Annotated in this window: 20 protein-coding genes; 13 read left to right on the top strand and 7 right to left on the bottom strand. The window is 65.9% G+C overall.

Annotation, left to right across the window (positions count from 1 at the left end):
- Positions 1-44 precede the first annotated feature (44 nt).
- On the bottom strand, positions 45-1,745 hold the full coding sequence (gene rpsA / locus F1640_RS00660) for a 30S ribosomal protein S1 (RefSeq protein ID WP_124807296.1): 1,701 nt from the start codon (positions 1,743-1,745) through the stop codon (positions 45-47).
- 461 nt (positions 1,746-2,206) lie between these two features.
- On the opposite strand from rpsA, the gene F1640_RS00655 reads away from it, so the two are divergent.
- Positions 2,207-2,740, top strand: coding sequence for a GNAT family N-acetyltransferase (locus tag F1640_RS00655; protein ID WP_124807297.1), 534 nt, complete (start codon positions 2,207-2,209; stop codon positions 2,738-2,740).
- 581 nt (positions 2,741-3,321) lie between these two features.
- Here the strand turns inward: F1640_RS00655 and F1640_RS00650 are convergent.
- Positions 3,322-4,752, bottom strand: a complete 1,431-nt coding sequence (locus tag F1640_RS00650; protein WP_255530134.1) for a glutamate ligase domain-containing protein — start codon at positions 4,750-4,752, stop codon at positions 3,322-3,324.
- A gap of 111 nt (positions 4,753-4,863) precedes the next feature.
- Here F1640_RS00650 and F1640_RS00645 point away from each other — a divergent pair, with 111 nt between their 5' ends.
- The 7 genes from F1640_RS00645 to F1640_RS25745 all read left to right on the top strand — a co-directional run bounded on the left by F1640_RS00645 (position 4,864) and on the right by F1640_RS25745 (position 11,447).
- Complete coding sequence (locus F1640_RS00645) at positions 4,864-5,697, top strand: LD-carboxypeptidase (RefSeq protein WP_255530133.1); 834 nt, start codon at positions 4,864-4,866, stop codon at positions 5,695-5,697.
- 47 nt (positions 5,698-5,744) lie between these two features.
- Entirely contained in the window at positions 5,745-6,680 is a 936-nt protein-coding gene (gene fabD / locus F1640_RS00640) for an ACP S-malonyltransferase (protein WP_194917235.1), read from the top strand.
- A 50-nt stretch (positions 6,681-6,730) separates the two neighbouring features.
- The gene (locus F1640_RS00635) at positions 6,731-7,120 is read left to right on the top strand and encodes a GxxExxY protein (RefSeq protein WP_206694597.1); all 390 of its coding nucleotides are present in this window, start codon (positions 6,731-6,733) and stop codon (positions 7,118-7,120) included.
- Positions 7,121-7,170: 50 nt separating this feature from the next.
- On the top strand, positions 7,171-7,935 hold the full coding sequence (gene fabG / locus F1640_RS00630) for a 3-oxoacyl-[acyl-carrier-protein] reductase (RefSeq protein WP_124807302.1): 765 nt from the start codon (positions 7,171-7,173) through the stop codon (positions 7,933-7,935).
- A 5-nt stretch (positions 7,936-7,940) separates the two neighbouring features.
- The gene (locus F1640_RS00625; RefSeq protein ID WP_124807303.1) at positions 7,941-8,486 is read left to right on the top strand and encodes a hypothetical protein; all 546 of its coding nucleotides are present in this window, start codon (positions 7,941-7,943) and stop codon (positions 8,484-8,486) included.
- Positions 8,487-8,724: 238 nt separating this feature from the next.
- On the top strand, positions 8,725-9,852 hold the full coding sequence (gene dnaN, locus F1640_RS00620) for a DNA polymerase III subunit beta (protein ID WP_124807304.1): 1,128 nt from the start codon (positions 8,725-8,727) through the stop codon (positions 9,850-9,852).
- Positions 9,853-10,004: 152 nt separating this feature from the next.
- On the top strand, positions 10,005-11,447 hold the full coding sequence (locus tag F1640_RS25745) for a methyl-accepting chemotaxis protein (RefSeq protein WP_194917234.1): 1,443 nt from the start codon (positions 10,005-10,007) through the stop codon (positions 11,445-11,447).
- Between the two features lie 13 nt (positions 11,448-11,460).
- On the opposite strand, the gene F1640_RS00610 is transcribed toward F1640_RS25745, so the two are convergent.
- The 4 genes from F1640_RS00610 to F1640_RS00595 all read right to left on the bottom strand — a co-directional run bounded on the left by F1640_RS00610 (position 11,461) and on the right by F1640_RS00595 (position 16,554).
- Positions 11,461-12,468 carry an NAD(P)-dependent alcohol dehydrogenase gene (locus tag F1640_RS00610; protein WP_194921006.1) on the bottom strand — a complete coding sequence of 336 codons (1,008 nt, stop codon included), beginning with the start codon at positions 12,466-12,468 and terminating at the stop codon, positions 11,461-11,463.
- Between the two features lie 5 nt (positions 12,469-12,473).
- On the bottom strand, positions 12,474-14,237 hold the full coding sequence (locus F1640_RS00605; protein ID WP_194917232.1) for an amidohydrolase family protein: 1,764 nt from the start codon (positions 14,235-14,237) through the stop codon (positions 12,474-12,476).
- A gap of 156 nt (positions 14,238-14,393) precedes the next feature.
- Positions 14,394-15,689: an FAD-dependent oxidoreductase gene (locus F1640_RS00600; RefSeq protein WP_194917230.1), complete on the bottom strand. Its 1,296-nt coding sequence runs from the start codon at positions 15,687-15,689 to the stop codon at positions 14,394-14,396.
- Positions 15,690-15,765: 76 nt separating this feature from the next.
- Positions 15,766-16,554, bottom strand: coding sequence for an alpha/beta fold hydrolase (locus F1640_RS00595; RefSeq protein ID WP_194917228.1), 789 nt, complete (start codon positions 16,552-16,554; stop codon positions 15,766-15,768).
- A 222-nt stretch (positions 16,555-16,776) separates the two neighbouring features.
- Here F1640_RS00595 and F1640_RS00590 point away from each other — a divergent pair, with 222 nt between their 5' ends.
- On the top strand, positions 16,777-19,416 hold the full coding sequence (locus F1640_RS00590) for an EAL domain-containing protein (RefSeq protein WP_309229169.1): 2,640 nt from the start codon (positions 16,777-16,779) through the stop codon (positions 19,414-19,416).
- A 44-nt stretch (positions 19,417-19,460) separates the two neighbouring features.
- Entirely contained in the window at positions 19,461-21,278 is a 1,818-nt protein-coding gene (gene lepA, locus F1640_RS00585; RefSeq protein ID WP_194917226.1) for a translation elongation factor 4, read from the top strand.
- A 28-nt stretch (positions 21,279-21,306) separates the two neighbouring features.
- Here lepA and F1640_RS00580 read toward each other — a convergent pair whose 3' ends face one another.
- Entirely contained in the window at positions 21,307-23,340 is a 2,034-nt protein-coding gene (locus F1640_RS00580; RefSeq protein ID WP_255530132.1) for a TonB-dependent receptor, read from the bottom strand.
- A 240-nt stretch (positions 23,341-23,580) separates the two neighbouring features.
- Between F1640_RS00580 and F1640_RS00575 the strand changes: the two genes are divergently transcribed.
- Genes F1640_RS00575 through F1640_RS00565 form a run of 3 tightly spaced genes read left to right on the top strand, consistent with a single transcriptional unit; the run spans position 23,581 to position 26,277 of the window.
- The gene (locus tag F1640_RS00575) at positions 23,581-24,228 is read left to right on the top strand and encodes an FABP family protein (RefSeq protein WP_124807312.1); all 648 of its coding nucleotides are present in this window, start codon (positions 23,581-23,583) and stop codon (positions 24,226-24,228) included.
- 41 nt (positions 24,229-24,269) lie between these two features.
- Positions 24,270-25,388: an NAD(P)-dependent alcohol dehydrogenase gene (locus tag F1640_RS00570; protein ID WP_194917222.1), complete on the top strand. Its 1,119-nt coding sequence runs from the start codon at positions 24,270-24,272 to the stop codon at positions 25,386-25,388.
- A 10-nt stretch (positions 25,389-25,398) separates the two neighbouring features.
- The gene (locus tag F1640_RS00565) at positions 25,399-26,277 is read left to right on the top strand and encodes a LysR family transcriptional regulator (protein ID WP_194917221.1); all 879 of its coding nucleotides are present in this window, start codon (positions 25,399-25,401) and stop codon (positions 26,275-26,277) included.
- Positions 26,278-26,390: the final 113 nt, after the last annotated feature.

Below are 26,390 nucleotides of genomic sequence, written 5' to 3'. Positions count from 1 at the left end.
ATCGCTCCGGACGGGCCTTTGGGTTGCTTGCTTCTAAGCGTTGCTTAGCTGCGGTTCTTCAGCGCTTCGCCGAGGATGTCGCCCAGCGACGCACCCGAATCCGACGAACCGTACTGTTCGACCGCTTCCTTCTCTTCGGCCAGCTGGCGGGCCTTGACCGAGAAGTTCGGCTTCTTCGAACGATCGAAGCCGGTGACCATGGCATCGAGCTTCTGGCCGACCTGGAAGCGATCCGGACGCTGTTCGTCGCGGTCGCGGCCGAGGTCCGAACGCTTGATGAAGCCGGTCGAGCCGTCTTCGCCAGCCTGCACTTCGAGGCCGCCATCGCGGACTTCCAGAACGGTGACGGTGACGACTTCGCCACGGCGCAGCGAACCGGTGTTGCCGCCGGTGGCCGGAGCGCCCTTTTCAAGCTGCTTCATGCCCAGGCTGATGCGTTCCTTCTCGACATCGACGTCGAGAACCACGGCCGAAACCTGCTCGCCCTTGCGGTGCAGCGCCAGCGCGTCTTCGCCCGAGATGCCCCAAGCGATGTCCGACATGTGAACCATGCCGTCCACGTCGCCATCGAGGCCGATGAACAGACCGAACTCGGTCGCGTTCTTGACTTCGCCTTCCACGGTCGAACCGACCGGGTGCTTTTCGGCAAAGGCTTCCCACGGGTTCTGCTGGGCCTGCTTGAGACCCAGGCTGATGCGGCGCTTGTCGCTGTCGACTTCCAGCACCATGACGTCGACTTCCTGGCTCGTCGAAACGATCTTGCCGGGGTGGACGTTCTTCTTGGTCCACGACATTTCCGAAACGTGGACGAGGCCTTCGATGCCCGCTTCCAGTTCCACGAACGCGCCGTATTCGGTGATGTTGGTGACGGTGCCGCGCAGCTTCGCGCCGACCGGGTACTTGGCGGCAACGCCATCCCACGGATCGCTTTCAAGCTGCTTCATGCCCAGGCTGATGCGCTGCGTATCCTGGTTGATGCGGATGATCTGGACGCGCACGGTATCGCCGATGGCGATCACTTCGCTGGGGTGGTTAACGCGCTTGTAGCTCATGTCGGTGACATGGAGCAGGCCGTCGATGCCGCCGAGGTCCACGAACGCACCGTAATCGGTGATGTTCTTGACCACGCCGTCGATGATCTGGCCTTCCTTCAGGTTCTGGATCAGGCCAGAACGCTGTTCGGCGCGGGTTTCTTCCAGCACCGCGCGGCGCGAGACGACGATATTGCCGCGGCGGCGGTCCATCTTGAGGATCTGGAACGGCTGCGGCACGTCCATCAGCGGGGTGACGTCGCGCACGGGGCGGATGTCGACCTGGCTGCCGGGCAGGAAGGCCACGGCGCCGTCGAGATCGACGGTGAAGCCGCCCTTCACGCGGCCGAAGATCACGCCTTCAACGCGCTTGCCTTCGCCGAATTCGGATTCGAGTTTGTCCCACGCGGCTTCGCGGCGGGCGCGGTCGCGCGACAGCATGGCTTCGCCGTCGGCGTTTTCGACGCGGTCGACATAGACTTCGACTTCGTCACCGACCTTCAGGCCATGGGCCTGGCCGGGGGCGGCGAATTCGCGCAGCGCGACGCGGCCTTCGCTCTTGAGGCCGACGTCGATAACGGCCTTGTCGTTTTCGATCGCGGTGACGGTGCCCTTGACGACGCGGCCTTCAAAGCCGCCATTGCCGGCAGCGCCGAGCGATTCGTCGAGCAGCGCGGCGAAATCGTCGCGCGTGGGAGTTGCCGTAGAGGCCATTCAGTTACGTCCTAATCTTACGGTTTTTCCGGCCAGGCGGTTGAGTCCGCCGGTCTTTCACACCGGAGCATATCCGGGGCTAAGGGCCGAACCGTCCCCCGGACCGGATGTCGCGGGGAACATTCCAAAAGCGCTTGCGAACCATTGGAACGGTCGCGCGCCTAGACCAATCGCTGTGGAAAAGCAAGCATAACGGGATCGTTGGAGGCATGGCCGGCGGGCGGACGTGCCTGCGGCGAGCCCTGTCGCGCGAGTAGAGCATCGGCGCGCTCCATGTAATCGCGGCCATAGACTAAAGTCTTATGTTTTTATCGGTGCAATTGCCGCCGCGATAATGGCAATCGGGATGGGCTGGCAATTTGGCGGGAAAAGGTCTTGGGGTTGTCCCAGATCAAAGCCTGCCGTGTTGCGAGTGCTAACAGGCCGCCATTGGCATGGAATGATCCCAAGGAGATGCCCTGATGACTGGCACGACATTGCCCGGACTTGCGGAAACGACCGAAATGACCACGCGCGATGGTGTGGTGCTGTCGATCCGGCCCGCCTTTGCCGAGGACGAACCGGCGCTGGAAGAGTTCTTCGACAAGGTGAGCGACGAAGACCGCCGCTTCCGCTTCCTTTCCGCACAGAAGCACGTCGGGCATGAAAAGCTCGAACTGCTGACCCATGTCGATCACTGGAAGACCGAGAGCTTCCTTGGCTTCGACAAGGCGACCGGCGAACTCGTCGCCTCGGCGCTGCTTGCGTGCGATGCGCAGATGGATTGCGGCGAAGTGGCCGTGTCGATCCGCGAGGACTATCGCGGGCGTGGCGTGGCGTGGACGATCCTCGACCATGTCGGCCAGGAAGCGCGCCGCCGCGGCCTGAAGCGCGTGATTTCGATCGAGGACCGCGCCAACCACGCCGCGATCGAACTGGAACGCGAACGCGGCTATAGCGCGCACGCCGTCGATGGCGATCCGCATCTGGTCCTGCTGGAAAAGCGGTTCGACTGACGGCGCGCGTCAGGATCAAGTAAGGAGCCCACGGGTCGCACCGGGGCCAGGAAGCCGGAAGCGCGGGATGCGCTTTCGGCTTCCGCCGTGTTTGGTGGGCGTGCTTCGCGTTGATGCTGGCAAAGCAAGGCGGTTTGCATGGCTGTTATGGCGGGGGCGCGGACTTCCGGTTGCCATCGCGAAGTGCTATTGATGTTTGATGCTTGCGATGCTTCTCGTTGCTGCAACTGTTGCCCCCGCGCCGAGCGACATCCGTGCAATCGAAGTTGCCCGCGGGACAGCTCCCTACGTAAGCCAGACCCTGGACGGTCGGACTTTCGACGAGTTTGGACCGGCGGTTGAGACGCGTAACGTTAGCTGCAGCCTCGAGGGCGAGGACATTTTTGATTGCACTTATGAAGCGCGGACGAAGGATTTTTTCACCTCGGATTTTGCCGCTTGGCTGTCCAGACGTGAACGCATAACCTTTCGCGATAACTGCTGGCAGATAGTGTTGCCAAAATAAGAAGCACGTCCAGTATCGCTTCGTGTCCGAAACAGCCGCTTTCGAGGGAAATGTGCGGAGCGGACCACTGTAAGGCTCACCCCAACCGCCCCAAAATCCCCTGCGCGAACTGGCTCAGTGTGTCGTCGCGGGCGCCCATGATGACCACGCGGTCGCCCGGGCGGGCGATTTCCACGATGCGGTCTGCGCAGGCTTCGCGCGCGGGCACGTATTCGGCGTGGCCGCCGTGCGCGCCGATCAGGTGAACGATGCGTTGGCTGCCCTGCGAACGGTCCACGGTGCCGCCGAAATAGACCGGATCACACAGGATCGTCACGTCGTCGGGGTCGAGCCGGGTGGCCAGCACTTCGGCCAGTTCAGCGCCCATCTGGCGCAGCGGGCCGTAGCCGTGGGGCTGGAAGAACGCGATCACGCGGCCGGGATGCGCTTTCAGCGTCGCCAGCGTGGCGGCGACCTTTTCCGGGTTGTGGCCGAAATCGTCAATCACGGTGATCCCGGAGGGGCTGGTGCCGACGATGTCGAAGCGGCGGGCGAGGCCCGCGAAGGTGGCGAGCGCGGAGACCGCCTGCGCCACCGGCACGCCCGCCGCCGAGGCGCCAGCGATCGCCGCCAGCGCGTTGGCCAGGTTGTGCCGGCCGGGCAGCGCCAGCGCCAGCGCGTGCCGTTCGCCGGTGCGGCGGTCGACCACACTGGCGGCGATGCCGGTGGCGGATTCGATGACGCTGCCGGCCGCCACGCCGATCGTCGCGCTTTCGGCAAAGCCGAAGGTGATTGCGTCGCGCGCGCGGGGGAGCAGGGCGCGGCTTTCGGCATCGTCGGCATTCAGCACCGCCCGATCGGCGCGGGCGAGGAAATCGCCGAACAGCGCGCGCAGTTCCTCCAGGCTCTTGTGATCGAGGCTGACGTTGTTGAGCACGGCGACGGTGGGGCGATAGAGCGCGATCGAGCCGTCGCTTTCATCCACTTCGGACACGAACAGATCGCCACCGCCCACGCGCGCGCTGGCGAAGGGCGCGTCCGGCGTGCGGAAGTTTTTCATCACCGCGCCGTTCATGATCGTGGGATCGGCGCCGGTTTCGGTCAGAATCCAACCGAGCATGCCCGTGACGGTGGACTTGCCGCTGGTGCCGCCGACCGCAATGCGCGCTCCCGTGGCGTTGAACAGCGTGGCGAGCAGGTCCGCCCGGCTCATCCGCGCGCAGCCCAGCGCTTTCGCGCGGACCACTTCGGGCACCGTGTCCTCCACTGCGGCCGAGGCGACCAGCACCTGATCGGCCCGGGCGATGCCGCTGCCGTCCTGCGGGAACAGAGTGAAGCCCAGGCTTTCGAGCCAGCCGAACTTTTCGGGCGTGCGCCCCTGATCGCGGCCCCGGTCCGATCCGGCAACGTCCGCGCCCAACCCCTTGAGGATCAGCGCCAGCGGCAACATGCCCGATCCGCCGATACCGCAGAAGAACCAGGGGTGCGAGGTGAGCGAGGGGCCGGCGGCGGGAATGGAGGCTGTCATGCCCTGCTCGGTATGCCGCCTTGGCGCGCAACTCAACACCGTCATTCCCCACTTCGCCCGAAGGACGAAACGGGCTAGGGCAGGGTGATGCCCTCGCTGCCCGATCGTCCGATGAACAGGATCGCCATCTGCGCGCCGTCCACGCCGTTCACGCGCGAGGATGCGGCGCGCGTTTCCGCGCTGGCGCTGGCGGAGTTTCCGGCACTCGATCTGCACTTCCACGATCAGTGCTTCGCCAGCGAAGGTCACTTTGCCGGGCCGGATGCGCTGCGGCTGCGCGCGCTGCTCGAATGCGCCAACGATCCGGCGTTCGATGCGGTGTGGTTCGTGCGCGGCGGCTATGGCGCGAACCGCATTGCGGCCGAGGTGGTGGCGGGCATGACCGACGCGGCGCGGGGCAAGGCTTTCGTCGGCTATTCGGACGGCGGCACGTTGCTGGGCGCGCTCTATCGCGCAAGAATCGGCCATCCGGTCCACGCGCCGATGCCCACCGACATCCGCCGCGCCGGGGGCGAAGCGGCGGTGCGCCGCACGCTGGGCTGGTTCGCGGGATCGGACGCGGGGCTGGAGCCCTCCTTGGGCGAAGCACCCGCCGTGGCGTTCAACCTGATGACCCTGGCGATGATCGCGGGCACGCCGCTGATGCCGGACCTGGCCGGACATGTGGTGATGGTGGAGGAAGTGGCGGAGCATCACTACGCGATCGACCGCCTGCTGTTCCATGTGACCGCCCTGCTCGCGCCGATGGGCATTGCCGGGCTGCGGCTCGGCCGGGTGAGCGACGTGCCTGAAAACGACCGTCCGTTTGGCGCCGAACCGGAAGCGATGGCGCGGTACTGGTGCGCAGAGACGGGCATCCGCTTTCTGGGGACGGCCGTCATCGGCCATGACATCGACAACAGAATCGTGCCGTTCGGGCTTGCCCCCGGCGAGCCACGACAATAGGGCGCGCGCCCGAAGCACTTCGAGACGCGCAGGAGCGGAGACAGGATATGAGAGCTTTCGTTTTCCCGGGGCAGGGCAGCCAGAAGGTCGGCATGGGTGTCGAACTGGCCGAAGCCAGCGCGATTGCGCGCGAAGTGTTCGAGGAAGTGGACGACGCGCTGGGGCAGAAGCTGTTCCAGATCATGCGGGAAGGCCCCGAAGACGCGCTGACCCTGACCGAGAACGCCCAGCCCGCGATCATGGCCAATGCCATCGCCGTGCTGCGCGTGCTGGAAAAGGAAGGCGGCATCGCGCTGGCCGACAAGGCGGACTTCGTCGCGGGGCACAGCCTGGGCGAATATACCGCGCTCTGCGCCGCGGGGGCCTTCAGCCTGGCGGATACCGCGCGCCTGCTCAAGCTGCGCGGGCGTTCGATGCAGGCGGCGGTGCCAGTGGGCGTGGGCGCGATGGCCGCGCTGCTGGGCGCCGATATCGAGAAGGCGACGGCGCTGGCCGAAGCGGCGGCCGAAGGAGAGGTCTGCACGGTCGCCAATGACAACGATCCGACGCAGGTGGTCCTGTCCGGTCACAAGGGCGCGATCGACCGGGCCGTGGCGCTGGTCAAGGAACACGGGATCAAGCGCGGCGTGCTGCTGCCGGTGTCCGCGCCGTTCCACTGCCCGCTGATGCAGCCCGCCGCCGACGCCATGGCCGAAGCGCTGGACAAGATCCCGCCCGCCGCGCTGCGCGTGGCCCTGTTCGCCAACGTCACCGCTGCCGTGGTCACCGATCCGGCCGAAGTGAAGCGGCTGCTGGTCGAGCAGGTCACCGGCCGCGTGCGCTGGCGCGAAAGCGCGATCGCGATGAGGGACGCGGGCGTCGAACAGTTCGTCGAACTGGGCGGCAAGGTGCTTGGCCCGATGATCAACCGCACGGTGGCGGACGTTTCGGTCACCAGCGTGATCGGCATGGCCGATATAGAGGCGCTGGCGAAGGATTTGTGATTTTGGTTTGATAGGATCGCGCAGAGATCGCAGAGGACGCGGAGGGGGTGTTGGACATTAATGACGTCAGCGCCGCCGTGGTGGGGGAAGCGATCAAAGTTCATCGGGAACTTGGGCCGGGCCTGCTTGAAAGCGTTTATGAAGTGGTACTTGCGGCAGGTCTCCAACGCTCTGGCTTCAAGGTGGCAAGGCAGGTTCCTGTGGCGATCGAATATGACGGTTTGAGGCTTGAAGGGGCATTCCGTGTCGATCTTCTGGTTGACGATCGACTGGTCGTGGAGATCAAGGCCGTCGAGCAATTGACGAAGGTCCATGCGAAGCAGTTGCTGACCTATCTGCGGTTGATGAGGCAGCCCGTCGGGCTGCTTTTAAACTTCTCGGGTCTGACAATGAAAGAAGGCATTCGCAGGCTCGTGAACGACTATCGGCCAACCGGCTGAATCTCCGCGTTCTCAGCGAACTCTGCGCGAACAAAAAAATGGAGCAATCGATGGAACACCGCCTTTTCGACCTTACCGGCATGACCGCCCTTGTTACCGGCGCCGCCGGCGGCATCGGGTCGGCGATCTGTCATGCGCTGGCGCGGCAGGGCGCGCGGCTGGCGCTGTCGGGCACCAATCCCGGCAAGCTGCGCGCGTTCCGCGAGGAACTGAACGACACGTATGGCCACGATCACGTGGAGATCACCTGCGATCTTTCCAACACCGAGCAGGTCGAGCGTCTGGTGCCGGCCGCGCTCGATACGCTCGGCAAGCTGGATATCCTGGTCAACAACGCCGGAATCACGCGCGACAACCTGGCAATGCGGATGAAGGACGAGGAATGGGACGCGGTGATCCGCGTCAACCTGGAAGCCGCCTTCCGCCTGATGCGCGCCTCGGCCAAGCCGATGATGAAGGCGCGCTTCGGCCGGATCGTCACGATCACCAGCGTCGTCGGCGCCACGGGCAATCCGGGGCAGGTGAACTACGCCGCCGCAAAGGCCGGGCTGGTCGGCATGTCCAAGTCGCTGGGGCAGGAACTCGCCAGCCGCAACATTACCGTAAACTGCGTGGCGCCGGGCTTCATCCGCACCGCGATGACCGACGTGCTGCCCGATGCGCAGAAGGACGCGCTCAACGCTCGTATCCCGATGGGGCGCATGGGCGAGGGCAGCGACATCGGCGCGGCGGTGGCCTATCTCGCATCGAAGGAAGCGGGCTACGTGACGGGCCAGACGCTGCACGTGAACGGCGGCATGGCGATGCTTTCCTGATCGCGATGCGGCGACCGTTTGCGGAGTTGCTGGCCCGTGCCGCTGTCGTCCTGGCGATGGTGACGGCGCTGGCGGGCGTGCCGGCGCAAGCCCGTTCGCCCGAGGCTCTGGCCTGCGCGGTGCAGCGTGCGCCGGCCGGGCTGGACGCACGGCTGGCCGATGCGATGCTGGCGCAGCAGTCCGACGGGCCGGCGTTGCGCGATCTGCAGAACGTGGTCGATCGCTGCGGCGACGATCAGTTCATGGACGATGCGGCGCGCAAGGCCTACTTTTCCTATGCCATGGGGCGCATGGCGCGCGATGTGCTGGGAGACCGGCTCCAAGCCGCTGGCGTGCCCCATGCCCTGATCGACGACGCGCTGGATATCGGCCCCGGCAAGGCCAACAACCCGGCGGAGCAGATCACCCAGGGCGATCTGCGGCGGATCACCATCGCGATGACGGATGCTGGGATCAACCCGGCCTCGGTCACGCCAGAGGCATGGGCGCTGATCAACGCCTACATCTCGGCCACGGCGGCGATGTTCGACGGGCAGCGCAAGCTCGAATAGTTACCGCAACCTTGCTCTTCCCCAAGCTTTTGCGCCATTTATGCACAGCTTCCGCCCGAACGGGGCATGGGCGGCTTGCCCAAGCGGTCCCGTGCGTTAAGGAAGGTGGTCCGAACCGGAGCCGAACCGTGCGATTCCGCGCGATAAGGCCGTTTACACAGCCCGGCGGATGTTGATGTTGCGACTGCACCCATTGCAGTGACATGGCGTCCGGCCGACTGGGGGGATCGAGACGAGAATGAAGGCGACGATCGAACGCGCAACCCTGCTGCGGTGCCTGTCCCACGTGCAATCGGTGGTGGAACGGCGCAACACGATCCCGATCCTGTCGAACGTGCTGATCGAGGCCGCGCCGGATGCCACGGTGCGCCTGATGGCCACGGATCTTGACCTGCAGATCGTGGAAACCATGCCCGCCGCGTCGGTGGACCAGCCCGGCGCGATCACCGTGTCGGCGCACCTGCTGTTCGACATCGCGCGCAAGCTGCCCGACGGCAGTCAGGTGAGCCTGGAAACGGCGGACAACCGCATGGTCGTGAAGGCCGGGCGCAGCCGCTTCCAGCTGCCCACGCTGCCCCGCGACGATTTCCCGGTGATCGTCGAAGGCGATCTGCCGACCAGTTTCGAGATTCCGGCGCGCGTGCTGGCCGAACTGATCGACCGCACCCGCTTCGCGATCTCGACCGAAGAGACGCGCTACTACCTCAACGGCATCTTCCTGCACGTTTCGGACGAGGCCCAGCCGGTGTTGAAGGCGGCGGCGACCGACGGGCACCGTCTGGCGCGCTACACGCTGCCGCGCCCGGATGGTGCCGAAGGGATGCCGGACGTGATCATCCCGCGCAAATGCGTGGGCGAGCTGCGCAAGCTGCTGGAAGAAGTGCTCGATACCAGCGTGCTGATCGATCTTTCCGCCAGCAAGGTGCGTTTCACGCTGGGTGGTGAGAACGGCGTGGTGCTGACCAGCAAGCTGATCGACGGCACGTTCCCCGATTACAGCCGCGTCATTCCCACCGGGAACGACAAGCTGCTCCGACTCGATCCGCGCAGCTTCTTCGAAGGCGTGGACCGCGTTGCGACGATCGCCACCGAAAAGACCCGCGCGGTGAAGATGGCGCTGGAAACCGATCGTGTGACGCTGTCGGTCACCAGCCCGGACAACGGCACCGCGGCCGAAGAACTGCCGGCCGACTACACCGCGCAAGGCTTCGAGATCGGCTTCAATGCCAATTACCTCAAGGATATCCTGAGCCAGATCGACGGCGATACGGTGGAACTGCACCTGGCCGATGCCGGCGCGCCCACGCTGATCCGCAAGGACGAGAAAAGCCCGGCGCTCTACGTGCTGATGCCGATGCGCGTCTGATCCAGCGCATCCCTTCGGGAACCACCAAGCCCCGCAAGCCCGCGCTTGCGGGGCTTTTCGCGTATGGAAGTCCGGAAATATCCCTATGCCCGCGTTGAGGCGGCCTGAAGCACGGTCGGATAAACCGGCGCCGGCACAGGAGGAATTAGGCCGTGGACGACAAGCGACAGGACTTCAGCAGGAAGATTGCCTTCTTCGATATCGGGGAGAAGGAGCAGACGCATTTTCCGACGATTTTGCGCGCTCTGGCGAAGCATGCGCCGCCTGCGCTGGACCGGCTTTACGATGGCATCGCGGCCGAACCCTCGCTTTCCGGCTTCTTCAGTTCGCAGGCGATGGTGGAACACGCCAAGCAGAAGCAGCTCGATCACTGGCGCCAGATGTTCGAAGGCCGGCCCGATGATGCCTACAACGCGCGGGCACGCCGCATTGGAAACATTCATGCGAAGATCGGGTTGGAGCCGGGGTGGTACATCGGTGCCTATGCCGGGGTGCTGGCCGATGTGATCGTGGCGATGGCGGCTGGTTCCGGCCTTGGCGTCACCGGATCGCGCAAGCTGGGCCAGGCGATCAGCGCCATGCTGAAGATGGCCATGCTGGACATGGAAATCGCGCTTTCGACGTATTTTGATGTCGCCAACGCGGCGTTGCGCAGCTCCGTGATCGACAAGCTGGGCGATTCCCTGCGCAAGATGACCGACGGCGATTTCACCGCCGCGCTGACCGACCTTCCGGGCGAGTTCGTCGAGCTTCAGAACGATTTCGAAACGATGCGCGAAAAGGTGCGCGTTGCGCTTTCCGCTGTCTCCGAAACCGCCCAGAACGTTGACCTTGGCGCGCGGGAAATCCGCGAGGCATCGCACGATCTGGCGACGCGCACCGAAGAGCAGGCCGCTTCGCTGGAAGCGGCGTCCTCTTCGATGACGACGCTGGCGAGCAGCGTGCAGACGACGGCGGAAGACGCCTCGCACATGCGCGATTCGGTGCAGCAGGCGCACAACGATGCCCAGCAGGGGGGCGCGGTGGTGGGCGAGGCGGTCCACGCCATGAACGACATCCATCGTTCCGCGCAGGAGATCGGCAAGATCATCTCGGTGATCGATGGCATCGCGTTCCAGACCAATCTGCTCGCGCTCAACGCGGGCGTGGAAGCCGCGCGCGCGGGCGATGCGGGGCGCGGATTCGCCGTCGTTGCCAACGAAGTGCGCGCGCTGGCACAGCGATCGGCGGAAGCGGCGCTCGATATCAAGAAGCTGATCGGGGAAAGCTCGGTTCAGGTCGAACGCGGTGTGGAACTGGTCGGCCAGTCCGGCGATACATTCGCGCGGATCGTCACCAAAGTTGGCGAGATCGCGGATCTTGCCAACAACATCGCGACCGTAGCCGGTGAGCAGGCGAACCACATCGGCCAGACGCGCGAAACGGTGCGCGAGCTTGACGTGATGACCCAGCAGAACGCCGCCATGGTGGAAGAGGCGACCGCAGCCGCGCGCAATCTGGCCGGGGAGGCCGATCGCATGGCCGAACTGGTCGGACACTTCGTGCTCGATGCGAACAGGGGCGGCTACCCGCGCCGAATGGCGCGGGCGGCCTGATTCCCCACGCCGGTCAGATATCGACGATGATCTTGCCGAAGTGCGCCCCGCTCGCCTGATGCCGAAACGCATCGGCGAGCGCGGCCAGCGGGAAGTGACGATCGAGCACGGGCCGAATGCCGTTGGCCTCCACGCCGGCGATCATCGCCAGCTGGTCTGCCCGCGATCCGACCGTCAGCCCCTGCACGCGCAGGTTCTTGGCCATCAGCAGCGCGGTCTGCACCGGCCCGGCAAAGCCTGCCAGCACGCCGATCAGCGCGACATGGCCGCCCACGCGGGCCGCCATCATCGACTGGTCGAGCGTTCCCGCCCCGCCGATTTCGACCACAGTATCCACGCCGCGCCCGCCGGTCAGTTCGAGCGCCTTGACGCCCCAGGCGGGCACCTCGCGATAGTTGATGGTTTCGTCCGCACCCAGCGCGCGCAGCCGTTCCAGTTTCTCGCCCGAGGAACTGGTGGCGATTACCCGTGCCCCGGCGGCCTTGGCGAACTGGAGCGCGAAGATCGAGACGCCGCCCGTGCCCTGCACCAGCACAGTATCGCCCGGCTTGGTCGCGCCATCGACGAATAGCGCGCGCCACGCGGTGAGGCCCGCGCATGTCAACGTGGCGGCTTCGGCGTGCGAATAGCCCGCCGGCGCGCGGGTGAACCAGTGCGCGGGCACGACCACGTCGGTCCGCGCATAGCCGTCGATCCCGTCGCCGGGGACGGTGGTGAACGCGCTCGACGGGGGCGGCCCGCTGTCCCAGTCGGTGAAGAACGTCGACACTACCGCATCGCCCACAGCGACGCTCCGGACGCCATCGCCCACGGCCACGACTTCGCCCGCACCGTCCGACATCGGAATGCGCCCGGCGGCGGCGGGCAACATGCCCGTCACCACCGCGAAATCGTGGTAGTTCAGGGACGAGGCAGCCAGGCGCACGCGGATATGCCCCGGCCCCGGCGCGCCGGGATCGGGAAGGGTATCGGCGTGCAGGCTGTCCAGAGTGGCGGGCGCGCCGATGCGGATCGCCTGCACGTCGCTCATTCGGCGGCCTCCAGCGCTTCCACGCGCTGCGGTCCGCGCACCAACCCGCCCGGCGTCGCCCCGGTCCACGCGCCCTTGCGGAAGGTCACCACGCCGGACTTGATCGTAGCGTCATAGCCTTCGGCCTTCTGAAGCAGGCGCTTGCCGCCCGCCGGCAGGTCGAAATCGAGCCAGGGCCGCAGCAGCTTCAGGTTGTCGAAGTCGATCACGTTGATGTCCGCCATGTAGCCCGGCGCGAGCACCCCGCGATCGTCGAGGCCATAGAGCCGCGCGGTATCGTGGCACTGGCGCTTGACCGCGTGTTCGAGCGTGAGCCGGCCCTCCTGGCGATCCTTGGCGCGCTTGCGATCGCGCACCCAGTGCTGGAGCATGAAGGTGGGGCTGGCCGCATCGCAGATGGTGCCGCAGTGCGCGCCGCCGTCCGACAGCGAATTGACGCAATCGTCGCGGGCCTGCAGCGCTTCCAGGAAATCGAGATTGCCATCGGCATAGTTCAGGATCGGCAGGTAGATGAAGCCGGTGCCGTCCTGCTCCATCATCAGATCATAGGCATAGGCATCCGGAGTCACGCCCCGCGCCGCCGCGCGCGCGGCGATGCTGGCTTCGGCCTGGGGTTCGTAATCGAAATCGTCGTCCATCTGGTACTGGTTGAACCAGCCTTCCGCGATCATGCGGAAGAGGTGGATGATGTCGCTCTCCGGATAGACATTCGCTTCGGCCAGTAGCTTTTCGCGGAACGCGGGGTCTTTCAGGCTGGCAAGCTGTTCGTCCCACGGCAGATCGGCAATGGCGATGTAGCTCGGGCGGAAGCGGAACGGGTGCACCGTGCCGCGCCAGGCCATGACGATGCCGTTCCCGCGCAGCGCGATCTGGGCGACGATATTGGCCCCTTGCGCGTTCTGGCGCTCCATTTCCGCGATCTGTTCCGACAGCGGCAGCTCCTTGGCGATCGACTGGAGCGCGGCGAACGTTACCGGCAGCCCGGTTTCGCGGCTGATCGCGCCCATCCAGCCGAATTCATCCCATTCGCGCTTCATGTCGGAGGCGATTTCGAACACGCCATGGCCCACGCGACCCATGGCACGGCCGATGCGGATCAGTTCCTCGGCCGTGGCGGTGGTGCCGGGCACGAGTTCGCCATCGACCGACTTGTGGATCACGGTGCGGCTGGTGGAAAAGCCCAGCGCCCCGGCGCGCACGCCTTCCTCCACGATCGCGGCCATGCGATCCATGTCCTCGTCGGTCGGCACGGCGCCGGGCCGTTCGCGATCGCCCAGCACATAGGCGCGCACCGCGCCGTGCGGAACGTGGGTGGCAACGTCCACGCTGCGCGGCAGGCGCTCCAGTGCGTCGAGATATTCGGGGAAGGTTTCCCAGTCCCACTTCATGCCTTCGGCCAGCGCGGTGCCGGGGATGTCCTCCACGCCTTCCATCAGGCCGATCAGCCAGTCGTGCCGGTCGGGCGCGGCGGGCGCGAAGCCCACGCCACAGTTGCCCATGACCACGGTGGTCACGCCATGCCACGAAGAAGGCGCCATTTCCGCGTCCCACGTCGCCTGGCCGTCATAGTGGGTGTGGATGTCCACCCAGCCCGGAGCGACCACGCGGCCGCTGGCGTCGATTTCCTCGGCGGCATCGCCATGCACGGTGCCGACGGCGGCGATCAGCCCGTCGCGCACGGCGACATCGCCCTTGAAGCGCGGACGGCCCGTGCCATCGACGATCGTGCCGTTGCGAATGATGAGATCGTATTGGGGCATGCGCTTGCTCCTCTCCCCGCGCGGCCGCGTGTAGTCAGGAGCGGGCCGTCGCATTTAACCGTGTGATTAACGCACGTCTGCACGCAGTGGTCAATCCGTTGCGTGCCGCAACTGATCGGAAGGACACGCGGCTTCGCCGCATCGCGGAGCGGTGCGTCAGCCTCGCGCGCGGATCATGTCCGCCACATCCACGAACTTCTCGCGTGGGGCACCGCTGCGCGCGCGCGCCGATTCGGCTTCCTCGATGCGTTTCCAGTCGCGGAACGTCACCACATCGAGCTTGCGCGTTTCGGCCAGCGCGTCGAATCCGGCGCGCCCCGCCTTGCCCGCACCTTCACCTATGTCCGCGGCGATCTGTTCGATGATAGCGAATCCGTCCGGACGGTTGGTACCTATCGTGCCGGAAGGCCCGCGTCTGGCCCAGCCCACGCAATAGAGGCCGGGCAGGATGCGCCCCTCGTCGTTGGCGAAGCGGCCCGCCCGTTCGTCGAAGGGAACGCCCGGAACGGGCACGGTGCGATAGCCGATGCAACTGACCACCAAGCTGGCCGGCAGCTCGTAAAACGCGCCGGTGCCGACCGCGCGGCCGTCTTCGATGCGCGTCCGTTCGACCTCGATCGCCTCCACCTTGCCATTGCCGAGCAGGGCGCGAGGTGCGGCGAAGAAATCGAATTCGATGGCGATGTCCGCGCCCTTGGCGTCGTTGCCGGCAAACGCCCGCAGATGGCTGACGGACTTGCGGATGCCGGGCTCCAGCAGGGCATCCTCTGCCCCGTCCGGCAGGTCTTGCGGATCGACCACGGGCGTGCCGCGCGAAAGATGGCCCAGTTCGCCCAGTTCCTTGGGAGTCATCATGATCTGGTGCGGGCCGCGCCGGCCCAGGATGACGATCCGCCGCAGCTTCGAAACATCGAGCGCGTCGAGCGCGTGCGCCACGATGTCGCTCCCGGCGAATTCGTCGCGCGTCTTGGACAGGATGCGTGCCACGTCGAGCGCCACGTTGCCCATCCCGATCACCACGGCGGTCTCGCCTGAAAGATCGGGCGCGAGCGAGGTGAATTCGGGGTGGCCGTTATACCACCCGACGAAAGCCGCGCTGCCGAAGACATTGCCCAGCCGATCGCCGGGCAGGTCGAGCGGCCGGTCACGCGGGGCGCCGGTGGCGAGGACCACCGCGTCGTAGAAGCCGCCCAGCTCCTCGATGCTCACGTCCTGGCCGATGGTGACGTTCCCCACGAAGCGCACGTTGTCCGACAGCGCGGTCTGTTCATAGCGGCGCGAGACGCCCTTGATCGACTGGTGATCGGGCGCAACGCCGGTGCGGATCAGGCCGAACGGAACGGGCAGGCGGTCGAATATGTCGACCTTTACATCTTCGCCCCACTGCTTGAGCGCGGCTTCGGCGGTGTAGTATCCGGCGGGACCGGAACCGATAATGGCGATGTGCCGCATTCATTCTCCCGCGCTTGTCCTGCTCGTTTTGCGGGATGCTAGCGCGCGACGGGGAAAAGGGAAGCGGCGTGTGCGGTCAGCCCTTGCTGGCGGCGGCGTCCAGAAACGTGCGCACGCGATTCCCGAAGGAGACCGGATCCGACAGCATGAACAAGTGCCCGCCGCCGCGAAACATTTCGAGCTGGCTGCCGGGAATGGCATTGTGGAGGAAGTGCGAATTGGCGGGCGGGATCAACTGATCGTCCTCGTCCGCCATGATCAGCGTGGGCGGGGAGATCAGCGGCAGGAAGGGAACGCTGCTCCACGCGCCGAACGCGGTCATCTGGCAGGCCCAGCCCAGCGGGGACGGCGCCTTGGCGGCGTTCAGGGACACGCTGCCGCGCCCGCCGCCGTTGTAGAGCGAGGCCAGGTTGCGGCGCAGCGCCCGTTCCACCGTATATTCCATCGGATCGACGAGGTGGCTGAACATCGAACCGTTGGCAGGCACCATCGTCGCGCCGCCCGATGCGGTGGCGGCCAGGATCAGGCCACCGGTCTTGGCGCGGTGCTGGAACGCGAACTGCTGCGCCACCGCGCCGCCCCAGCTGATGCCGGCAATGTCAGCACGGTCGATCCGCAGCCGATCGAGCAGCGTCGCCAGCGTCAGCGCCATGCAGGGGATGGTATAGGGGAAGACGGGATCGGGCGACTTGCCGATGCCCGGCATGTCGATGCTGATGATCCGGCGATCGTTCAGTTCCCGCGCCACCGGCTCCAGCAGTTCGATGTTCATGCCGATGCCGTTCAGCAAGACCAGCGGTCGCCGCCCTGTGGCTTCGCGATGCCATTGCCCCATGCGAAGCCGCCGTCCGGCCACGCCGATCATCGAAAATTCCGCTGTACCCGACACGAACCGAAACCCTGCCTCCGCAAACCGGCGCCGGATTAGCATGCCGGGACCGCACGAGAAAGGGCGGACCGAAGCCGTTTCCGAGGCGCGCCGCTTAACCGTTTCTCAAAGCAAATCGGGCAATCGGGGCCAATGCCCGATCTTGAAAGTTCCCGCTTGCAGATAGCTTCTCAAACCGAGGAGATGCCGCCCGTTGGCGTGCGCGATTTCGCGCGAACGCATCGCCGTCGGGACCGGACGAGTCCGGTGCAGGATGGCACCGCCATGTCGAACTTCCTGTTCGGGGTGGGGCGCGAGAACAACCTGATCGCCAAGGAATGGCCGCAGATGGGCATCGCCATGCTCGGCGGCATGGTGGCGCTTACGGGGCTTAACATGGTGGTGCCGCCTCTGGTGCCGACGGTTCTGGCCGGCATCGCCATCGTGGTGGCGTTCTGTTCGGTATACGCGGTGCGGCTGGAACAGACCAAGCGGCTTTCCACGGGCCAGCGGATGAGCCTGATGGGTCTGGTCATCGGTCTGCCGATGATGCTCTATGGCTCCGCCATCGGCCTGCTGGCGATGGCCGGCTTGATGCCGTGGCTGCAATGCCTGGCCGTGCTGGTCACAATTTCGCTGCTGGCGAGTGTGACCGAATCCGGGCGGCTTGCAGGCGTGCTTGTCGCGCAGATCGCGATGTGGTCCGGCGTCACGTGCGTGGCCAGCCGTATTGGCGGCTTCACCACGCTGGCGATCGGCACGGTCATCACGGTCATCGCCTTCCTGCGCCAGCGCCAGATCGAACGGCTCGCGCAGGAGCAGGCCGAAGAGGCGCAGCGCGTGCAGGCCCGCGCGCAGGAGCTCCTCGCCGAATACGAAGAGACCGGGCAGGGCTGGTTCTGGGAAACCGACCGGCGCGGGCAACTGACCTATCTGTCCGCGACCGTGGCCGAAACCGTCGGCCGCAAGACGGAAGACCTTGTCGGCAAGCCTTTCACCGACCTGTTCGACTTGTCCGAACAGTCCGGCGACGGCGAGCGCACGCTCACCTTCCACCTTTCGGCGCGCTCCAGCTTCAGCGAACTGGCGGTGCGCGCGGTGTGCCGCGACGACGAGCGCTGGTGGTCCATCACGGGCCGGCCGACCTATGACACCTTCAACAACTTCCAGGGTTTTCGCGGTTCGGGCGCGGATCTGACCGAAAAGCGCCGGTCGCAGGAACATGCATCGCGCCTGGCGCATTTCGATTCGCTTACGGGGCTGTCCAACCGCTTCCGCATCTCTCAGACGCTGGAGAAGATTCTCAACGCGCCGCAGGAGCAGCATCGGGAGTGCAGCGTGTTCCTGCTGGATCTCGACCGCTTCAAGCAGGTCAACGATACCATGGGGCACCCCGCCGGCGATGCGCTGCTCAAGCAGGTGGCGCAGCGGCTGGAGAGCACGGTGGGTGCGATGGGGCGCGTTGGCCGCCTCGGCGGCGACGAGTTCCAGGTCATCTTCCCCGGCAAGATCGATCGTGACGAATTGGGGCATCTCGCCGCGCGGGTCATCGAGGCGCTTTCGCAGCCCTATTCGCTGGAAGGCAGCCGGGTCACGATCGGCGCGTCGATCGGCATCGCGCTGGCGCCCGGCGACGGCGTGACCAGCGAGGCGCTGATCCGCAACGCCGACCTTGCGCTTTATGCGGCGAAGGACGGCGGGCGCGGCCGCTATCATTTCTATGCGGCCGACCTGCACAGCGACGCCGAGGAGCGTCGCAAGATGGAGAACGATCTGCGCGACGCCGTGGCGAACGGGGGGCTCGAACTCTATTACCAGCCGGTCGTGCAGACGGCGACCGAGAAGATCACCGGATTCGAGGCGCTGCTGCGCTGGAACCATCCGCAGCACGGGTTCGTTTCGCCGGCCAAGTTCATCCCGATCGCCGAGGATACCGGGATGATCGCCGCAATCGGCGAATGGGCGCTGCGCACGGCATGCAAGGATCTGGCGCGCTGGCCCGCGAACGTGCGCGTGGCGGTCAACGTTTCGGCGTTGCAGTTCGCCAATCCGGCTCTGCCGTCTATCGTCACGCAGGCGCTGGCCCACGCGCAGGTCGATCCGCAGCGGCTGGAACTGGAAATCACCGAAAGCGTGTTCATCAACGATGACGAGGGCACCGAACAGATGTTCCGCGCGCTGAAGGCGATCGGCGTGCGCATGGCGCTGGACGATTTCGGCACCGGCTATTCCTCGCTCGGCTATCTTAAGAAGGCCCCGTTCGACAAGATCAAGATCGACCAGAGCTTCGTGCGCGGCGCAACGCAGCCGGGCAGCATCAATGGCGCCATCATCGCCTCGATCGTCAGCCTGGCCGAAGCGCTGGGGATGGAAACCACGGCGGAAGGCGTCGAGACGTTCGACGAGCTGGACCTCGTGCGCGAACTCGGGTGCAGCCATGTGCAGGGTTATATCTACGAACGGCCGCTTTCCGCGCTGGACGCCGCGGCGCGGCTGTCGACCGGCCTGATCGCGGTGGCGCACGGCCCCCGTTCCGCCCGCGCGCCGCGCCAGGCCATGCTGCGCAAGGTGGTGCTGGAACATGGCGGCCACCGCTACAACGGCACGGTTCGCAACATTTCGCAATCGGGCGCGCTGATCGAAGGGCTGTGGAACGTGCCGCCCGAGACGAGCTTCCGGTTCTATCTGTCGGAAACCTATGCCGTCACCGCGATCTGCAAATGGAGCGAGGGAGAGCGCATGGGCGTGGAGTTCGCAGAACCGCTGCACCTTGACGAAAACGGGCGGATCGCGGCGGTGGCGGTGAAGGCGGTACCGGCCGTGCAGACCGAGCCGGCGGGCCTGCGCAAGGTGGGATGACGAAGGTGGCTGACTTGTGCGCCCGCCGCTGCTAACGGCGGCGCATGACCGAGCTTGCACTGATCCGTAACTTCTCGATTATCGCCCATATCGACCATGGCAAATCGACGTTGGCCGACCGCCTGATCCAGTTCACGGGCGGCCTGACCGACCGCGAGATGAGCGCGCAGGTGCTCGATAACATGGATATCGAGAAAGAGCGCGGGATCACCATCAAGGCCCAGACCGTCCGCCTGAACTACAAGGCCAAGGACGGGCTGACCTACGAACTGAACCTGATGGACACCCCGGGCCACGTCGACTTCGCCTACGAGGTCAGCCGCAGCCTGGCCGCCTGCGAAGGCGCGCTGCTGGTGGTGGACGCGGCGCAGGGCGTGGAAGCGCAGACGCTGGCCAACGTTTACCAGTCGATCGAGTACGACCACGAGATCGTGCCGGTGATCAACAAGATCGACCTGCCCGCGGCCGAGCCGGAAAAGGTCAAGGCCGAGATCGAGGAAGTGATCGGTCTCGACGCGAGCCAGGCGGTGCTCACCAGCGCCAAGAGCGGCATCGGCATCGAGGACGTGCTCGACGCCGTGGTCGCCCGCATCCCCCCGCCCAAGGGCGACCGAACCCGTCCGCTCAAGGCGATGCTGGTCGACAGCTGGTATGACCCGTACCTCGGCGTCGTCATCCTGGTGCGCGTGGTCGACGGGGTGATCAAGAAGGGCCTGCAGGTCAAGTTCATGCAGGGCGGCACTGAGCATCTGATCGACCGTGTCGGCTGCTTCACGCCCAAGCGCGAGGAACTGCCCGAACTGGGGCCGGGCGAGATCGGCTTCATCACCGCGCAGATCAAGGAGGTCGAAACCGCCAAGGTCGGCGACACGATCACGACGGTGAAGGCGGGCGCCACCGAGGCCCTGCCGGGCTACAAGGAAGTGCAGCCGGTGGTGTTCTGCGGCCTGTTCCCGGTCGACGCCGCCGACTTCGACAAGCTGCGCGAAAGCATCGCCAAGTTGCGCCTCAACGACGCCAGCTTCAGTTTCGAGATGGAAAGCAGCGCGGCGCTTGGCTTCGGCTTCCGCTGCGGGTTCCTGGGGTTGCTTCACCTGGAAATCATCCAGGAGCGGCTGAGCCGCGAGTACGACCTCGACCTCATCACCACCAGCCCGTCGGTGGTCTATCGCATCCAGTTGCGCGCGAGCAAGACCGACGACGCGCGTGAGATCCTGCTGCATAATCCCGCCGATTATCCCGATCCGAACCGGATCGAGCAGATCGACGAGCCGTGGATCAAGGCAACGATCTACACCCCCGACGAATACCTCGGATCGATCCTGAAGCTGTGCCAGGACCGGCGCGGCATCCAGACGGGCCTCACCTACGTCGGTGGGCGCGCGCAAGTGAATTACGAGCTGCCGCTGAACGAGGTGGTGTTCGATTTCTACGACCGGCTGAAGTCGATCAGCCGCGGCTATGCCAGCTTCGACTACGAACAGATCGGACTGCGCGAGGGCGATCTCGTCAAGATGAGCATCCTCGTCAACAACGAGCCGGTCGACGCGCTGAGCATGATCGTGCACCGCGCGGTGGCCGAGGAGCGCGGGCGCGGCATGTGCGAGCGCCTGAAGGACCTGATCCCGCGCCATCTGTTCAAGATTCCGATCCAGGCTGCGATCGGCGGCAAGGTGATCGCGCGCGAGACGATTGCCGCGCTGCGCAAGGACGTCACCGCCAAGTGTTATGGCGGCGACATCACCCGCAAGAAGAAGCTTCTGGAAAAGCAGAAGAAGGGCAAGGCCCGGATGCGCGAATACGGCAACGTACAGATTCCGCAGGAAGCCTTCATCGCCGCGCTGCGCATGGGCGAGGAATAGCAGTCCAGCGGACCCGACGGCGGTTCCGTCAGAACGCGAAACGGATCGAGGCGCGCACCTGGCGCGGCTCGACCGGGTGGATGTGCCGGTCTTCCACCCCGTCCGCTGGTTCACCCTGCAGCCGCGAGGCATAGAAATAGGTGATGTCGGCGTCCTTGGCGTCGAACAGGTTGAGCACGTCCAGCCCCAGCTTGATCCGGCCGCGCGCGTAATAGGCGCCCAGGTTGACCAGCGTGGTCGGATCGGAGCGCACGCTATCGTCTTCGATCAGCGGCGCCGCACCGAAATGGCGCAACCGCAGCGAGGCGCTCAAACCCTTGCCGAAATCCACTGCCGCGCCGGCTGAAATGACGTTGCTGACCGCGTTGGGAATGAACGTGGCGCCGGGCGCGACGCCACGGAACCGTGCGCGCGTTGCGGCGGCGGAGGCATCGAGCGTCAGCCAGTCGGTCGGCCGCCAGAACAGGCTGCCTTCCACGCCGTAGCGGCGGGTGGCGTCGTTCGGCTCGGTCGTGCCGCCATCGCCCACGAACACCAGCTCGGAGCCGAGGCTCAGCCAGAAGCCGACGAGCGAGGCGGTGAAGCGCGCGGTTTCCACGCGCGCGCCCAGTTCCGCGCCGCGCGCCTTGACCAGCACCTGCACCCGCTCCGCCGGATCGCCGGTGGCCGGATCGACGCGGATCGACGCGCCGCGCACGTCGTTGGAATGGAAGCTCTCGCCATAGTTGGCGTAGAATTCGAGATGGTCCGCCGCGCGCCAGGCCAGCGCCACCTTTGGGCTGAACAGCGCGGCCGATCCCTTGCCCGAATTGACCGGCAGCGTGCGGGCATCGACATCGTAGCCATAGACATCGCCGCGCACGCCCAGCGTCAGGCGCAGCCGGCCGGTCAGCGCGGCGGTGCCTTCGGCATAGAGCGCGCCGGAATATTCATCGACCTTGTCCTGCCGCACGGTGCCGCTGCGCGTGCCGGCAATCGAGCTGTAGAGGCCGATCGTGCCAATATGGTCCCAGCGGGCATCGCCGCCCACCGCGAAGGTCACGGGCACGCCGCCGAGCGAGGCCGGCGCAAAATCGTGCCGCACCGATCCGCCGAACACGCCGCGCCGGTCCGCCTGCTGGAACTCGTCGCCGTTGACCGGATCATTCAGAAAATAGGTGAAGTTCGAGGTCAGGCGGAAATCGTAATAGAGCGCATAGGCGTTCAGCCTTGTGCCGCCCAGCGTGGCGTTGGCGGTCAGCCCCAGCCGCGTGGTGCGGCCGCCCAGCGCTGGATCGATATTGCCCCAGCGACTGATCAGTCCGCTGGCGATGGCGCGTTCGGGCACCTGATCGGTGGCGTTCCAGGTGGCGTGATAGCCGGTGAAGGAGAGGCTCCAGCCATGATTCGTCGTGCCCTGCGAAAGCTTGACCAGCCCGTTCACCTTTTTGAGATCCTCGTTGAGATCCCACGGTCCGTTGGAGCGGGTGCCGTCGATCGCCACCAGCAGATCGCCATCGCCCACGCCCGCGCTGCCGGCGGCGAGCGCGCGATAATAGCCGTTCATGCCCACGGTAGCTTCGGCGATGGGACGGGCAAGGCGGCTGGCGGTGGTGAACTGCACGGTGCCGGCTGACGAGAAATCGCCCACGTCAGCAAAATAGGGGCCTTTGCGGTAATCGATCCGTTCGACCAGTTCGGGGATCAGGAAGTTGAGATCGAGATAGCCTTGCCCATGGCCATGCGTGCGCATGTTGACCGGCACGCCATCGACAAAGCCGGCGAAATCGGTGCCGTGGTCCAGGTTGAAGCCACGCAGGAAATACTGGTTGGCCTTGCCCGTGCCCGAATGCTGCGTGGCGATCACGCCGGGCACGTTTTCCACCAGTTCGCCCACCCGGCTCAGCGGCTTGTTCTCGAAATCCTGGTAGCCCACCACGCCCTGCGATCCGGAGATCGCGGTGCCGATCTGGGGCAGGGCACGGCCATAGACGACGATGTCGTCGCCCGGCGGGGGCGCTTCCTCGGCGGCAAGCGCGGCGTGCGTGCACGCAAGGCACAAGACCGCTGCAATAGCGGCCATGGTCGTTTCGGGCACACCGTTTTGCCCGGCTCGCATTGCTTTGCCCACTGCCCGCTCATTCCGTCCCATTGTATGCAGAACTTAAAAATACTTCATACTATCGGGTGTTACAACCATTATGCGTTTCTTCCACCTCTCGCCACGATCCCGCAATTTCGCGCTGTTCGTGCCGTGGTTCGGCGCTAGGATAAATGCCGCACCGCACAGCACCACGCGGACCGTGACCGAAAGAGGAGACGCATGGCCATTCCCGATGACATCTTTACCGAACCCGAGGACGTCGATCCTGACGCGCTGGCCAATCTGGGTCCGTTGCGCCATCTGGCCGGCATCTGGGAAGGGCGCGGTGGCATCGACATCGCGCCGAAGGCCGACGGTCCAGAACGGCGCGCCTATTACGAGCGGATCGAGATGCAGCCGATCGATCCGCAGGCCAATGGCCCCCAGCTGCTCTACGGGCTGCGCTATCACCAGCACATCAACACCGTGGAGGAGGACATCACCTTCCACGACCAGGTGGGGTTCTGGCTGTGGGAGCCGGCGACCGGCCTGATCATGCAGACGCTGGCCATCCCGCGCGGGCAGATCGCCATGGCTTCGGGCCACGCCGGAAAGGACGATACGCACCTTTCGCTCTCCGCCGAACGGGGCAGGACCGACTACGGCATCTGTTCGACGACCTTTCTGGAAGAGGCGTTCCGCACCGATCGTTACCAGATCGACGTGACCTTCAACGCCGACGGATCATGGAGCTACATCAGCGACACCACGCTGGTGGTACGCGGCAAGGAGCCGTTCGCGCACCGCGACCGCAACAAGCTGGTCAAGGTGGGCGAGGCCGATCTCAACCCGTGGCTGAGCATCATCCGGGGTGGCGCAAAGCCATGACAGGCGAAGCCGGATAAGCGGAAACGGATAACGGAGGGGATATGACCGTATCGGCGAAAGTAGCCGTCTGCCGGGGCAAGGACGCCCCGTTCACGATTGAGGACGCCACGCTGGACGCGCTGCGGCCTGACGAACTGCGCGTGCGGATCGTGGCCTGCGGCGTGTGCCACACCGATCTGGCGGTGCGCGACGGGCAACTGCCCGTGCCGCTGCCGATCGTGCTGGGCCACGAAGGGGCCGGGATCGTCGAGGCCGTTGGCAGCGCGGTCACCGCCGCGAAACGGGGCGACCGCGTGCTGATGAGCTTCAACAGCTGCGGCGATTGCCCCAGTTGCGCGGTCGAGGCGCCGACCTATTGCTACAACTTCTTCCCGCACAACTGGTCCGGCACGCGGGCGGACGGTTCGCCGACGCTCTTTCGCGATGGTGCGCCGCTCCACGCCAATTTCTTTGGCCAGTCGAGCTTTGCCACCCATGCCATCGCGCACCAGCGCAACGTGGTGGTCGTGCCCGAAAGCGCCGCCGCGATCCCGCTGGAAAGACTGGCTCCGCTGGGCTGCGGTCTGATGACCGGGGCGGGCGCCGTGCTGCGCAGCATGAAGGTGCGCGCCGACATGCCGGTCGCGGTGTTCGGTTCGGGCACGGTCGGCATCGCCGCGATCATGGCGGCGCGGATCGCCGGGGCCAATCCGATCTTTGCGATCGACATCAACGACGATCGCCTGGCGCTGGCCCGCGAACTGGGCGCGACGCACACGGTGAATGCGCGCGACGATGTGGCCGCCGCGATCCGCGCGGCCTGCCCAGCCGGGCTTGGCTATGCCCTCGACACGACCGGCATCGCCCGGGTGATCGAAGGAGCGTTCGATCTGTTGGCGCCCAGGGGCAAGCTGGCGATGGTCGGTGCCTCCGGGCCCGAGGCGACGCTTGCCTTCAACGAAACGGCGTTCATGGGGCAGGGGCGCACCGTGATGGGTGTGCTGGGCGGCGACAGCGACATCGGTCCGTTCCTGCGCGAACTGATCGATTTGCACGTTGCCGGCCGTTTTCCGTTCGAACGCCTGATCGGCTATTTCGATTTCGACGCCATCGACGCGGCGGTGCACGCCAGCGAGACCGGCAGCGTGGTCAAGCCGGTGCTGCGCATCACGCCTGAATAGCGGCCGCTGCATGACGCTCGAACAGTTGCGCATTTTCGTCGCCGTTGCCGAAACGTTGAACATGCGCGCGGCGGCGGAACGCCTGCATCTGACCCAGCCCGCGGTCAGCGCCGCCATCGCCGCGCTGGAGGAACGCCACGCCACGCGCCTGTTCGATCGCGTGGGGCGCGGGCTGGAACTGAACGACGCGGGCCGCGCCTTCCTGCCCGAAGCGCGCGCGGTGCTGGCGCAGGCGGCCGATGCGCTGGGCGTGCTGGACGATCTGGCCGGGCTGAAGCGGGGCGATCTGCGCATCGCCGCCAGCCAGACGGTCGCGACGTACTGGCTACCCTGCCGCATGGCCGCCTTTGCCGCCGCACACCCCGGCGTCACGCTGCATCTCGAAGTCGGCAACACCGCGCAGGCGGTGGCGGCGCTGCTGGCGGGCGCGGCCGATCTCGGCTTCGTCGAGGGCGGGGTGGACGAAGATATTCTTGCCGTCGAGCGGATCGGCGGGGACCGCCTCGCGCTCTATGCAGCGCCTGCACACCCGCTCGCCGGCCGCCCGCTCGCGCGCGAGGACATCGCGACCGCGTGCTGGGTGCTGCGCGAGCAGGGATCGGGCACGCGCAACCACCTGGAGCACAGCCTGCACGCGCGGTTCGGCCTGACGCTGGCCGATCTCGACGTGCGGCTGGAGCTTCCTTCCAACGGCGCGGTGCTGGAAGCGCTGGGCGCGGGCGGATTGGTGACGGCAGTATCCGATCTGGCCGCCGGGCCACGCGTGGCCGCGGGCCTGGTTCGCGAACTCGATTGCGCGCTGGTCGAGCGCGATTTCCTGCTGCTGCGGCATCGCGCACGGCGCGTCAGCCGCGCGGCACAAGCATTCCTCGATACGGCACGGAATTGATCCGTTGGCAGAACGCTGGGTGCCGGCGGCTTGAAATACGCGGTTTTGATTGACTTTCGTGCCCGGCCACCTACCGCGCGCTTTCATACCCAGTTCATCCGGCGGATCGTTAG

It is taken from the genome of Novosphingobium sp. NBM11 (assembly GCF_015390225.1).
Lineage (GTDB): Bacteria > Pseudomonadota > Alphaproteobacteria > Sphingomonadales > Sphingomonadaceae > Novosphingobium.
The sequence above is the reverse complement of the archived record's forward strand: the minus strand, read 5'-3'. Positions and strand labels throughout refer to the sequence as shown.